General features: G+C 40.5%; 11 protein-coding genes. 8 read left to right on the forward strand and 3 right to left on the reverse strand.

The annotated features are described in order from the left end of the window. Positions 1–61: 61 nt before the first annotated feature. The 6 genes from AC21OG_RS06085 to AC21OG_RS06110 all read left to right on the forward strand — a co-directional run bounded on the left by AC21OG_RS06085 (position 62) and on the right by AC21OG_RS06110 (position 6,945). Complete coding sequence (locus AC21OG_RS06085) at positions 62–478, forward strand: YbjQ family protein (RefSeq protein WP_487378409.1); 417 nt, start codon at positions 62–64, stop codon at positions 476–478. 67 nt (positions 479–545) lie between these two features. Continuing rightward, on the forward strand, positions 546–1,043 hold the full coding sequence (locus AC21OG_RS06090; RefSeq protein ID WP_487378410.1) for a YbjQ family protein: 498 nt from the start codon (positions 546–548) through the stop codon (positions 1,041–1,043). A gap of 225 nt (positions 1,044–1,268) precedes the next feature. Next, entirely contained in the window at positions 1,269–4,229 is a 2,961-nt protein-coding gene (locus AC21OG_RS06095; protein WP_487378411.1) for a valine--tRNA ligase, read from the forward strand. 32 nt (positions 4,230–4,261) lie between these two features. Then, on the forward strand, positions 4,262–4,573 hold the full coding sequence (locus AC21OG_RS06100) for a BrnT family toxin (RefSeq protein ID WP_487378412.1): 312 nt from the start codon (positions 4,262–4,264) through the stop codon (positions 4,571–4,573). Further along, positions 4,560–4,829, forward strand: a complete 270-nt coding sequence (locus tag AC21OG_RS06105; RefSeq protein ID WP_487378413.1) for a hypothetical protein — start codon at positions 4,560–4,562, stop codon at positions 4,827–4,829. The genes AC21OG_RS06100 and AC21OG_RS06105 overlap by 14 nt, the downstream gene beginning before the upstream one ends. Positions 4,830–5,172: 343 nt before the next feature. After that, positions 5,173–6,945, forward strand: coding sequence for a P-loop NTPase fold protein (locus tag AC21OG_RS06110; protein WP_487378414.1), 1,773 nt, complete (start codon positions 5,173–5,175; stop codon positions 6,943–6,945). A gap of 257 nt (positions 6,946–7,202) precedes the next feature. Here AC21OG_RS06110 and AC21OG_RS06115 read toward each other — a convergent pair whose 3' ends face one another. Then, a complete protein-coding gene (locus AC21OG_RS06115) occupies positions 7,203–8,333 on the reverse strand; it encodes a sterol desaturase family protein (protein WP_487378415.1) in 1,131 nt (376 codons plus the stop codon). Positions 8,334–8,618: 285 nt separating this feature from the next. Next, positions 8,619–9,347, reverse strand: a complete 729-nt coding sequence (locus tag AC21OG_RS06120; RefSeq protein ID WP_487378416.1) for a hypothetical protein — start codon at positions 9,345–9,347, stop codon at positions 8,619–8,621. 866 nt (positions 9,348–10,213) lie between these two features. Between AC21OG_RS06120 and AC21OG_RS06125 the strand changes: the two genes are divergently transcribed. Both AC21OG_RS06125 and AC21OG_RS06130 read left to right on the forward strand, forming a co-directional pair. After that, the gene (locus tag AC21OG_RS06125) at positions 10,214–11,254 is read left to right on the forward strand and encodes an ornithine cyclodeaminase family protein (protein WP_487378417.1); all 1,041 of its coding nucleotides are present in this window, start codon (positions 10,214–10,216) and stop codon (positions 11,252–11,254) included. Between the two features lie 144 nt (positions 11,255–11,398). Further along, a complete protein-coding gene (locus AC21OG_RS06130) occupies positions 11,399–11,758 on the forward strand; it encodes a YbaN family protein (protein WP_487378418.1) in 360 nt (119 codons plus the stop codon). Between the two features lie 310 nt (positions 11,759–12,068). Here the strand turns inward: AC21OG_RS06130 and AC21OG_RS06135 are convergent, their stop codons facing one another. Continuing rightward, positions 12,069–12,527, reverse strand: a complete 459-nt coding sequence (locus AC21OG_RS06135) for a universal stress protein (protein ID WP_486545818.1) — start codon at positions 12,525–12,527, stop codon at positions 12,069–12,071. Between the last annotated feature and the right edge of the window lie 113 nt (positions 12,528–12,640).

Consider the following 12,640-nt stretch of genomic DNA (forward strand, 5'->3'; position numbering starts at 1 on the left):
TAAATACAAACGACCAAATACAAGTAACGCTAAATAAGCGACTAAACATAAGCGACTGACCATGCAATTATCAAACCTTGAGCATTTACCCGGCTACATTATTACCGAACGTTTAGATGTGGTGTACGGCAGTACAGTGCGCTCCAAGCATGTGGGTAAAGATATATTTGCAGGCCTAAAGAACCTCGTGGGGGGTGAGCTGACCGCCTATACCGAGCTGCTTGAAGAGTCACGGCAAGAAGCTATTGAGCGTATGATGGTCAAGGCACAAGCGCTTGGCGCAGATGCCATTGTGGGTCTGCGTTTTTCGACGTCTAGTATTGCTCAAGGTGCATCCGAGCTGTTTGTCTATGGTACAGCGGTAAAAGCGGTGCCTGAGTCTCAGTCTAATGCTTCAAACAATGCCATGTCTCAGCCCCTATCATCCTCTAGCGTACCTCCTTTACCCGAATCTGACGCTCTAAACAAGTTTGACTAATCTTGTTGCCAATTATCTGCAAAAAAGTTAAACCCAGTAACGCTATAATGAATAGGACATCATATTAATGGACGTATTTCTTGATTTTTTAATCAACAATGGCGTCTTTATTGGCCTATTTTTAATAGGTTGGCTTTTTGGTCGCTTTAATGAGCGCGATCATTTGCAAAAGCTGGCTGCTGCCGAAAAGGAGCTGGGTCATATTGTCGTGTCTAGTGAGCGCTTTTATCAACCCAAAATAGCCGAAGATACTCAAGGCGCATTGGTCATGGGAAGTGTGGTGATTGCGCAAGATTATTTTAAAATGATCATTGCCAAAATTCTAAATTTCTTTGGTAAGAATTTGACGACCTATGAGACCTTGTTGGATCGTGCCCGACGTGAGGCGTTAGTACGCATGAAGCTTGAAGCTCAATTTATGGGCTATAATCAGGTGTTTGGGATACGTTTAGAAGTGACTAGCATCAATGCAACGGGCAGTATGGTCGAAGCTATTGCTTACGGCACAGCCGTTTATACTGTTGATAATCCGAAGATTCCGCCGCCGTTGCCGAGTGTCGGTTAGAGATTTTGTTCTATCATTGAGAAAGTTTACCAAAGCTCAATCATCTTACGTGGTTGAGCTTTTTCATATTCACACTTTAACTATAAAGTAGGGATATATTAGGTTACTCGATGTTGATTTAATATGACTCTAACAAAATCCGCTAATCTGCGTTAAAATCACACTATTATTAACTTTATTCAATCTATAAACCCAAAAGACCACCAAAAATAAGACAATTCTATTATGAGCAACCAAAACCTAACTACTTCCATCCAATCTGCCTTAAAACAATTAGAAAACGCCTATAACCCAAGCGATGTTGAGCAAGGTATGTATCAGCGCTGGGAAGATAATGGCTATTTTAAGCCCAGCTTTGATAGCAATGAGTCGTTCTCTATTGCCCTGCCACCGCCTAATGTGACGGGCAGTTTGCACATGGGGCATGGTTTTAACAATACTATTATGGACTCGCTAACCCGCTATCACCGTATGCTGGGTGATAATACGCTCTGGCAGCCGGGTACCGACCATGCGGGTATCGCTACTCAAATGGTGGTTGAGCGTCGTCTTAATGCCGAGGGCATCAAACGTACCGACCTGACTCGCGAAGACTTTATCGACAAAGTATGGGAATGGAAAGAAGAGTCGGGCGATAACATTACCCGTCAAATTCGCCGCTTAGGTAGCTCGGTCGATTGGTCACGTGAGCGCTTCACTATGGATGAGGGCTTGTCCAATGCGGTAAAAGAAGTGTTTGTGCGTTTGCATGAAGATGGTTTGATTTATCGCGGTAAACGATTGGTCAATTGGGATCCTAAATTCCAAACTGCCTTATCAGATTTAGAAGTTGAAAACCATGACGAAAATGGCTCGTTATGGCACTTCCGCTATTATTTCACTGATAAATCGGTTAAGACTCAAGACGGCAAAGACTATGTGGTCGTTGCGACGACTCGTCCTGAAACCTTGTTAGGCGATACGGCGGTTGCGGTCAATCCAAAAGATGAGCGTTATTCGCATTTGGTTGGTAAAACCATTACTTTACCGATTACTGGTCGCGAAGTACCGATTGTGGCGGATGATTATGTCGATATCGAGTTTGGTACAGGCGTGGTTAAAATCACCCCAGCGCACGACTTTAACGATTATGAATTGGGTCGTCGTCATGAAACGGCGCTGATTAATATCTTTGATAAATATGCGCATATCTTGCCAGCGATGGAGATTTATCCAGACCTGCAAACCCGTGACCCACAGCTTGAACCAACACCTGAAGCCTATATCGGTCTTGAGCGGTTTGAAGCCCGTAAACAATTGGTTGCTCAAGCCGAAACCGAAGGCTGGCTAGAGGACATCGAAGACTACCAACTTAAAGCGCCTCGTGGCGACCGTAGTGGCGTGATTGTTGAACCGTGGTTGACGGATCAATGGTATGTGGCGATGGAGCAACTTGCCAAACCGGCGATTGATGCGGTGGAAGACGGCAGTATCGAATTTGTGCCTGCGCAATACAAAAATATGTATATGGCATGGATGACCGATATTCAAGACTGGTGTATCAGCCGTCAACTATGGTGGGGGCATCGCATCCCTGCTTGGTATGACAATGATGACAACATTTATGTGGCTCGTGACGAGGCGGAAGTACGCCAAAAGTACAATCTAGCCGACAGTGTCGAATTGCGTCAAGATGAAGACGTGTTAGATACGTGGTTTAGCTCAGGATTATGGACGTTTAGCACCTTGGGTTGGGGTGACCTGCTTGTTAATAACAGTGCGGACGACAAACGAGTGCTTGAGACTTTCCATCCGACCAGCGTGTTGGTGACAGGCTTTGACATCATTTTCTTCTGGGTAGCCCGCATGATAATGCTGACCATGCACTTTATGAAGAATAAGGATGGTAGCCCGCAAGTTCCTTTCAAAACCGTCTATGTACATGGGCTAGTGCGTGATGGTAATGGTCAAAAAATGTCGAAATCGAAAGGTAACGTGCTTGACCCTATCGATTTGATTGACGGTATTGACTTGGAGTCACTGGTCGAAAAACGCACCAGCAATATGATGAACCCCAAAGACGCTGCAAAAATTGAAAAACAAACCCGTAAAGAGTTCCCCGAAGGTATTCCTGCCTTTGGTACGGATGCGTTGCGCTTTACCTTTACTTCACTGGCTAGTACGGGGCGTGACATTAATTTTGACCTAAAACGGGTTGAAGGCTATCGCAACTTTGCCAATAAAATTTGGAACGCCAGTCGTTTTGTACTGATGAACTGCGTTGAGAAAGTGGAAGAAGGTGAGGCGGCGTCGGCATTACCTATCGACCAAAGCGCCAATCCCGACGTATGGGAACTGCCTGAAAAATGGATTATGAGTCGCCTGAACTCGACCATCAGCAATATCCATCAACATTTTGCCCAATATCGCCTTGATATGGTCAGCCAAGATATTTACGAATTTATCTGGAATGAATATTGCGATTGGTATGTGGAGCTTGCCAAGGCGAGTCTTAATGATGACTCGGTGAGCGACGAGCGTAAAGCGCAAATTCGCTACGTGCTACTCAACGTATTAGAGACGGCGCTACGTTTCACCCATCCGATTATGCCGTATCTGACCGAAGAGATTTGGCAGACTATTGCGCCCTTGCTTGATCGTAAAAACACCGACAGCATCGTGATTGCCGACTATCCACAAGCGGATACTAGCCAAATCAATACTCAAGTCGAGGCGGACATGGCATGGCTACAAGCCCTTATTGCTGGCGTGCGTAACATTCGCGGTGAAATGAAGCTCGGTAATGCAGTGCGCTTGCCGGTATTGCTACAGAATATCACTGATGAGCAAACGCAAAGCCTCAATCGTATCGAAAACCAATTTAAAGCGCTTGCCAAAGTTGAGAGTTTGACTATTTTAAAAGAAGGCGAAGATGTTCCCCTTTCCTCATCTAGCATGGTCGGACAACTGCGTATCTTAGTGCCGATGAAAGGGTTAATTGACCCCACTGCTGAGCTTAGCCGACTTGCTAAAGCCCAAGAGAAACTACAAAAGCAAGCTGAAGGTATCGAGCGAAAACTGGGTAACGAAGGTTTTGTGAGTAAAGCACCTGCGGAGGTTGTAGAGGCTGAAAAGGCGAAGCTTGAGGAGTTACAAGGTCAGCTTAAAGTGATAAGTGAGCAGATGGCGCAGTTGAAGGCGTTGTAACCCAATCTAAATTTGAGAGTTGAGAGCGTTAAATGGGAAGATTGGAATACGACTATATTGTATTTGAATGGGATGACCAAAAAAGTCAGACTAACTTAACTAAACATGGTTTGCTACTTGAAGATGCGATTAATGCCTATCTAGACCCGAATGCGCTTATTCAAACTCATCAGGTGGTAGACGGTGAACAACGTTGGCGTACCCTCGGACTTATACACAATGCTGTGATACTTTTTATTGGGCATTTGTTATATGATGATGAATTAGACCGTGAAGTTGTTAGGTTGATTACAGTCAGAGAGGCGACAACTCAAGAGGAGAGGACTTACTATGACAATCGTTAGAAAAGTTATCCATAAAGATAATATTCCAGATCTAACCGCTGAACAAAAAGAGCGTTTAGAAGCCCTAAAAGACCGTCCTATTGACTTGTCCGATGCACCCGAACAATTGGACTGGAGTAATGCAGTGCGAGGTCGATTGACTAAAAAACGCTTGCCCGTTGATGATGACGTGTATGAGTGGCTACAAAAAGAGGGTAAGCCTGCCGAAGTTCGCTTGAATGAATTGTTGCATCAATTGATGGCAGGTGAGGGGTAGGTTATTTTGTAGCTAATCCCGCTTTCCACTCCTATCTGTCGTCTTAAGCAGAGCGAAAGGCTAAGGTTTGGGGCGTCATTGGCTAGACGCCATGATACCCCAAAACCAAGCCTTCGCAACCTGCTTAAGCCAACAGTTTATCCACGACAATCGGGGCTAAACCGCTCCTTCAAGCGTGGTTAGGCGTTCTTTAAATACTATGCCCGCGCTTCAACAATGGTAAGCTGAACGTCAGATGTTAACCACTAATATTCACACTGGTGTTAGGCAGTTTCTATCTTTAAAATATATAAATTATAGGTTTTACAAGAATAGGGAGCTATTATAATAATGAGGAGTTTAATTGAATAAACATATTGAAAGCTATTTAAAAGAATTTGTAAAAATAGATAAACCTCAGTACGCGGTAATGTTAAAAGGCGATTGGGGGTCAGGTAAAACACACTTTATTAAAAATTTCATCAAAAATGATAAGAATAATAAATATGTATATGTAAGTCTTTTTGGTTTGAAAAGTATAGAAGCCATTGATGAGGCAATATTTGACGAGCTACATCCCGTATTAAGTTCTGCGCCAGTGAAAGTTTTAAACACAGTTTTCAAAAGTGCACTAAAACTTGGTTTGAAAGTTGATGTAGATTCTGAAAGTACAAATGTAAATTCAGTAAATGCTAATATAAATTTAGATGGAGTCTTAGACTATTTCTCGAAAAAAAATAACCAAAAAAATGTTATTTTCGTTTTTGATGATTTAGAAAGAACATTACTAGACTATACAGAGGTTCTGGGTTATATAAATAGCATGGTAGAGACATCAGGTTTGACCGTAATCGTTATTGCTAATGAGGATAAGATAACCGATGAAGTGTTTAGTGATTTCAAAGAAAAAACTATAAATAAAACTTTTAAGTTGATTTCTAATAATGATGAGATTTTTCTGGAAATTATCAATAATCACAATATTTTAAGTAAACATGTAGAGGGTATTAAGAATATTTTCGATAAAGTGGGAAAAAATAATTATAGAGTTCTTACTCAGGTAATTGATAATTATAAGTATTTTAATAAATTTGTAGCACATAAGTTTAAACAAAATCCAGATTTCATGGCACAATTAGTACAGCAGTACTTTGCTTATTCTTTTACTTATAAAATATATGGTAACCTCAATAACATATCAGATGTATTGAAAAATACAGATAATTATCAATATCAATTATTTGATTCCAAAACTTGGAAAGATATTATTGAAAACAATATAATAAACCAAGATGAATTAACAACAGTGATTCAAGGACTGTATTTTTTCAACAAAAGTTCGGAAAAGCCCTCTTGGAGAGAGCTTTGGGATTATAATCATCTTAATAGAGATGCTTTCTATGAGAACTTAGAGTCAATGCAAACAGATTTTATAAATTTTAAATACAACAATCCATTTATTCTACTACACGTTATTAGTTTGCTCATAACCTTTTCAAAGGCAGGTATAAAAGAAGTTATTAGTATTGAGGGAATTAGAGAAAAAACAAGTGAATATATTAGAGACCATACTAATAGAGAGTGGAATAGAAAGTACAGAGAAGACCGTATTTTTAATTCTACAGGGTTAGCATATATAAATCGTGATGACACTGACTTTAAAGACATTTCAAAGCAAATAAATAAAAAAATAGATGATGTTGTTGAACAATATAAAATATATGAAGAGGAAGAAGATAGAGAAAAGTCAGTCAGTATGATTGAAGCTGGCGATTATATGGGTTTAATAGATATTCTTGATAATAAGTATTCTTTTGTAGCTTACTTGCATAATCTCGATGCTGATTTGATATTCCAAAAATTGATAGATGATGATAGTCGAATATTTGGCTTTTCAGTTGTAGTTGATCACCGATATCCTGACAATCATACTATGGACGGTAGGCCTATATCATTTTACAGACTAGAGGAGCTGTCTTTTTTACAAGCTTTATCTGAAAATATCCGTACTTATCTTAACAGAAGTGATAAAAATGATTTTATAGCATTGAAGCTAAAGGTGTTAATTGAGCTATTGGAAAAAAACATCGAATATCTTGAAGTCATTAAACAACAATATGTTAATCAAGATGTTTGAGTTATCAGCAATTCTAATAAAAATAAGTATTTATCTGCTTGAGGATTGTCAATTCGTAACCGTGACCCATGCCGTAGGAGGGGTTTAGCCCCGATTGACGCGGTAGCTTGGTAGGATGTGGCGCATACAGCGCCTTGGATAGAGGTGATCGCTCGAATGTTGGAACGCCGCTAGACTTAGGCGCTGTGCGCCACGCCCTGTCAACTACAAGCAAAAAGCGGGAACAGCTACCCTATATTTAAATCTGTATAACTAAATCAATTTGTCTTGCGTTTTTCATTTTGTAATGGATAGACCATTTGCGCTGCAAAACCCTCAGGTACTTTTGTATTTGATGTCGTCCCATATTTTTTGGGTAAGTGAGCGGGCAGATGAGCGGTTTTAAATACCACATCATAAATGGGTAAAAAGGCGGCAAAGTTTTTATCCCACGCTTCTTTTTCTGACGAATGATGCCAATGATGGAACTCTGGCGTTGCCAAAACCCAGCGAAAATAGGGAAAACGGAAACGGACGTTGGCATGAATAAAAATGGCATGAAAAGAGATGAATACCAAATAAGCATAGGTTGCCGCTGGAGAAAAGCCCATAAATAATAACAGAATATAACCCACAAAACGGTTCACAATCAGCTCAAACACATGCACCCGACTCGCTGCCAGCCAGTCCATTTGATGCGAAGAATGGTGCACCGCATGGATGCGCCATAAAAATGGGACTTCGTGCATCGTGCGATGAATCCAGTAACTAAAGAAATCCACCACAATTAAAATTTCTATAAATTGCAGCACCAAAGGCTGACCGCTGACAAGTTGATGCCATGTGGGATTAAGCCACTGATTAAATAACATCTGCGCAGGAATGATGGTAAAAAAACTGAGTAGCTGAATACCCAAATGGCTAAACATAAAGTATTTAATATCGGTTACCCAGCCAGATCGTAGCAGCTTTTGCTCTTTATACTTAGCATAAAACCGCTCCATCGGAATAAACACCAAAGCGGAAATTAACAGGGTCAAAATAAAATAGTCCAAACCTGCATACACACTACGGTCGTAGTAATTGGGTTCAATCTGCCCTGAGGCGAGCAGCGCGGCAAGGGCATTGAGTAACATACCCGCCATGCCCCACCGTTTATACGGATTACGCAGTAGGCTAATGATACCTGAGACAAAGCCAATAACGATACTGGCGAATAACACGCCTCGTAAAATATTTGCATCGTATAAGGGTCTAAAATCTGGCGTGGTGAGCAGATTAGGGAATAAAAAACACAGTGCAGTAAGCGTAGTAAGGATACCTAATGACAGGGCAATAAAGGCGGACACCTGTCCCAAACCTTTTTTTATTTCACGGTCTTCTAAATGTCTTCGCAGTAATTTGCTCATAGGTTTAATCTGTTAATGCAATTAGAATTCAATGTAGCATTGTTTAGCAGAAGTTATCAAATTAAGTACCTATGTCAAATTAAGTACCTATGTTACTCGATAAATTATGTTACTCGATAAATTATGCATGATTTAGGCTGTATAGATATGATTAAACCTCAATTCACCCTTATCATCTAAAACTTATATATTAAATGTATAGAAATTTAGTTTGCCTAGGGCGAAAAAACCGCTATAGCATTAAGATGTAACGGTTTTTTTATTTCTAAAGCTTTAAATATAGATCTAGTTTTCCGTCTTAGCTTTCAGTAATTTTAACTGTTCTAATAAAATCTCACGATTATAGCCTCTAAACTCTTCCCCACCACTCTCACGAATTTCAAACCCTTCAATGGCATCACTTGACGGCATTGTACCCGCATATTTCCCTTTATTATCTAGTACAAGCACAATGGGAGCGTAATATAGCTGACTTATATCATATCCTGTCATAGCAATAGCCTCATTACCATTAGCATAACTACCATCGATGTGAGTGACGACAAAATTATTCGCCACATATTTATTTAAAGCTTTGGCATCGCTAATATCCTTAGGTGATACTTTTTCACGCATTGCCCACGTTTGAATATCACCGTCAGCGTAGCGCCATTCATAGTCAAAAGTTCGAAACTGACCTTTAAAATAATTATCTATAACATGACACCAAATACACCATTCCCCACCATAAACAATGAGCACATTTTTAGACTCTTTTTGAGCTTGTGCAATGGCAGAGTTGAGAATATCGACTTGGTCACCACATTCATCATACAATTTTGCGTTACCGTCTAAACAGTCATCAGGTAAGCTAGTTGGAAAGTGAGTAATAGGAAGTGGGGCGTTAGAGTCATCATTATTGCTGTCGTTTAAGACTTGATGCTGTGTAGTGTCGTTAATTTGAGAACAGCCAACTGCCAGTGTGCTCGCTAAAGTTGCGATTGCTAATAATTTAGGGTTTTTAGAAGTAAGCATGATTTTGGATAACCTGAATTCGTATAAAGTGCCGTGTTAATAATAATGGGTTAAAGGTATAGCATATATTAATTATTAATCGATGGTATAGAGTCTTTTATCAGCACATTTTAATAGTATCTAAAGCTAGTGAGTATATCCACCAGTTATAACCTTGAGAGCGGTTTAGCCCCGATTGTAGCGGATATACTGTACGATTGAGTGAGGTGCAGGGACTTGGTTTAACAAGTCTCGCGAAGCAAGAGACTTGATAAACTCTAGTCACTGCCTCACTCAAACGTGCAGATAGTAGTGAAAGCGGGGAATAGCTACATATTAAAACTATAATAGAGCTTGAGAGTTATTGGGTTTAGCCATACAATGAATGTACAACTCACCCTTAGCCTCTAAAACTGATATATTAAATTTACAGAAATTTAGTTTGCCTAGGGCTAAAAAACCGTTATAGCAATACGCTGTAACGGTTTTTTAATTTATATGGGGCGTATTTAACGAGACAATAAAGCCTATTCAGCTTTTGTAGAGAGGATCTATCATGGCAACTATTAGAATGACGCTTTTATTACTTATCACAAGTCCAATTGTCCTAACAGCCTGTACAGTCACCGGACTTGCTGGTGGTATGACAGGACATTAAATGGCGCAGACATACCTTGTCTTTCGTATCTCAAACCTGCCAGCTAATGCCACCGCTTAAGAGGATTGCTTTAAACGGATAGTTTCCAATTTAATAAATCACTAAACACTGACACATTTATCAACTTGTATCACTCTTAGGCCTCCTATCATAATAAATTATATTATAAAAACAGGATCGAACAATAGATTCGACTTATAAACTCTTAAACAAATTTAAAAGGCCAGTTATGCAAATTCTAGATATAGAGACCGTCAAACAGCAATTGACTATGCCAATGGCTATTGAAGCCATTGAAAATCTATTAAAGCGACAATATCAGCACCCAAACTGGGTAAAAAGTCCTGAGCGTTTGGTAATACCGACCAATAATGAAACCGATAGCCATCAAACAGGCTCTCATCTGTCTATGCCCTCTGTAGTCTTTGATGGAGAAGATGAATATGCCGTGGTTAAATTGGTTAGCATCTGCCCTGATAATCCAAAGCGTGATTTGCCAACGACAGTCGCCACCATTACGGTATCTAAGACGGCAACAGGGGAGACTCTTGCCTTTATGGATGGGGTGTATGTCACTCAAGTTCGAACGGCTGCTCTATCCGGCGTTGCTACCAAATATATGGCGGACCCAAATAGCAATACCGTTGCCGTTGTCGGTACTGGTGGCATGGCGTATGAGCAACTCAATGCGGTGTTAACCGTTTGTCCGAACATCACTCAGGTTACCTTATGGAATCGCACTCATGAAAATGCAGAAACCTTTCAAGCGACGTTTAAGAAAGAGTATGCACAGTGGATCGATAAAGGTATTAAATTAACAGTGTGTGAGCGTTTAGAAGATGCGATAAAAGATGCTGATGTGATTAATTTAGCAACGCGGGCGACGGAAGGGTTATTCGAGGTCGATCAGGTCAAATCGACAGTGCATATTAATGCAGTGGGCGCTTATCAGCCTCATATGAAAGAGGTTAGTGACTCAGTGATTGAGGCCTCAACGCATATTATCATCGATGATCTGGAAGGGGGAAAGCACGAAGCAGGAGACCTTATTCAAGCTGACGATAATAAAAGCTGTGACTGGGTCTGGCAAGACTTAACAGGCGAATTGATTGATTTAGTCAGTGGCGAGCTGGTCATTGATGCAAGTAGTACGAACAAAGGGGTGTCTGTATTTAAATCTGTTGGGACTGCTAGTTTTGATGCTGCGGTAGCATTAAAGATAGCTCAAGTGGCATCCGATGATAAGTTAGGGCAATCAGCTAAACTATAACACTATAATCTGCACACTATAAATTTAAATACCACTTCTTGCTTTAATGTAGCTAATAATCGAAAATAACATATTTAAATAGTTATGACTCTATCCTCCAAACACCGATATACAGGTAATATTAATCAGTCCAAGTATGCTCATATGCGGTGGCTATATCTGGTGCTGGGATTTATATTTTTTGGGTTAGGTGTCGTAGGTGCGGTACTGCCCGTAATGCCGACCGCACCCTTTATACTATTAGCAGCAGCCTGCTGGGCACGAGGCTCAAAACGCTTTTATTTATGGCTCATCAACCATAAGTATATGGGCAAGTATGTGAGAGACTGGGAGGAGCGCCGAGCTGTGCCTAGACGTGCTAAGTGGTTGGCTTGTATTATGATGACCCTATCCGTCACCATGTTATTTTTCACGGTGCCTGCCGCATTTATTTGGGTAGCTTGGAGTGTTGCCATAGTCTGCTTTTGCGTGGGGGTATATCTTTGGCGCTTGCCAGATGCCTAGCGGATACTATATACAGTTATAGTATGCAGACTGTAGAGCCTGTGGTGTAGCAGAATGTGATGTAGCAAAGCAAAACCCACGGCTTAAGCCTTGACTATCAAAATAAAAGCATAGCTTGTTAGTTATAGCGAGTATACAAGACACAAGTGAGCCGATTTCGCATACTTTAGTAGTAGACTAGACCTAACGACGTTAGCCTCGTCTTTTGACTTTATTGTTTGCCGACGACTATACTGCGCCAAACTATATCCCCTATTAAGACCACTTTTAGGCGACTTTATTTAACGTTTGACTCAGCTATTTTACAGGCTTATTTTACTGGCTTTTCTAATTTAACCACCAACACATCGCATGAAACATTTGGCAAGATGCAGTCAGCAGTAGCCCCATTGATCCATGCTGAAATGCCGTGACGCTCGTGACGGCCGATAACCACTAAATCAACCTCATTCTTATGGCAGTAATTAATAATACCTTCACTATTTGAGATGGCGGTAGTCACTTCTTGGTTGTTACAATCTAAGCCATTACGCTGTAGAAACTTGGCTAAATCCGTTGTTGCATTTTCACGGCGCTCATCATCGATCTCATCATAAAGACTTGCAGCAGGGATCATTTCATAACCAAAGCCAACCACCGCGTCTTTAATAATGTGCAGTACGGATAACTGAGCATCGTTTTGACGTGAGTGAATGTATTTTGCTTTTTGGGCAACGACATCAGCATCAGAGCGTAAGTCAGTGACTAACAAAATATGTTTATAGCTCATAGCAATACCTATTATATAAGTCCATTGTCAAAGGGATGGGGGTGGATTTAATAACGTCTAATAAATGTGAATGATGAACGGTCGTTAACTATTACTTTAACCGTTAATTCTCT

The organism is Psychrobacter sp. CX5 (assembly GCF_057621535.2).

What these genes read in the sequence shown, in the direction of transcription:
- AC21OG_RS06105 (WP_487378413.1), top strand. Translation starts at nt 4,560, where the DNA reads ATGACAATCGTTAGAAAAGTTATCCATAAAGATAATATTCCAGATCTA.
- AC21OG_RS06120 (WP_487378416.1), bottom strand. Translation starts at nt 9,347, where the DNA reads ATGCTTACTTCTAAAAACCCTAAATTATTAGCAATCGCAACTTTAGCG.
- AC21OG_RS06085 (WP_487378409.1), top strand. Translation starts at nt 62, where the DNA reads ATGCAATTATCAAACCTTGAGCATTTACCCGGCTACATTATTACCGAA.
- AC21OG_RS06130 (WP_487378418.1), top strand. Translation starts at nt 11,399, where the DNA reads ATGCGGTGGCTATATCTGGTGCTGGGATTTATATTTTTTGGGTTAGGT.
- AC21OG_RS06095 (WP_487378411.1), top strand. Translation starts at nt 1,269, where the DNA reads ATGAGCAACCAAAACCTAACTACTTCCATCCAATCTGCCTTAAAACAA.
- AC21OG_RS06100 (WP_487378412.1), top strand. Translation starts at nt 4,262, where the DNA reads ATGGGAAGATTGGAATACGACTATATTGTATTTGAATGGGATGACCAA.
- AC21OG_RS06090 (WP_487378410.1), top strand. Translation starts at nt 546, where the DNA reads ATGGACGTATTTCTTGATTTTTTAATCAACAATGGCGTCTTTATTGGC.
- AC21OG_RS06125 (WP_487378417.1), top strand. Translation starts at nt 10,214, where the DNA reads ATGCAAATTCTAGATATAGAGACCGTCAAACAGCAATTGACTATGCCA.
- AC21OG_RS06115 (WP_487378415.1), bottom strand. Translation starts at nt 8,333, where the DNA reads ATGAGCAAATTACTGCGAAGACATTTAGAAGACCGTGAAATAAAAAAA.
- AC21OG_RS06135 (WP_486545818.1), bottom strand. Translation starts at nt 12,527, where the DNA reads ATGAGCTATAAACATATTTTGTTAGTCACTGACTTACGCTCTGATGCT.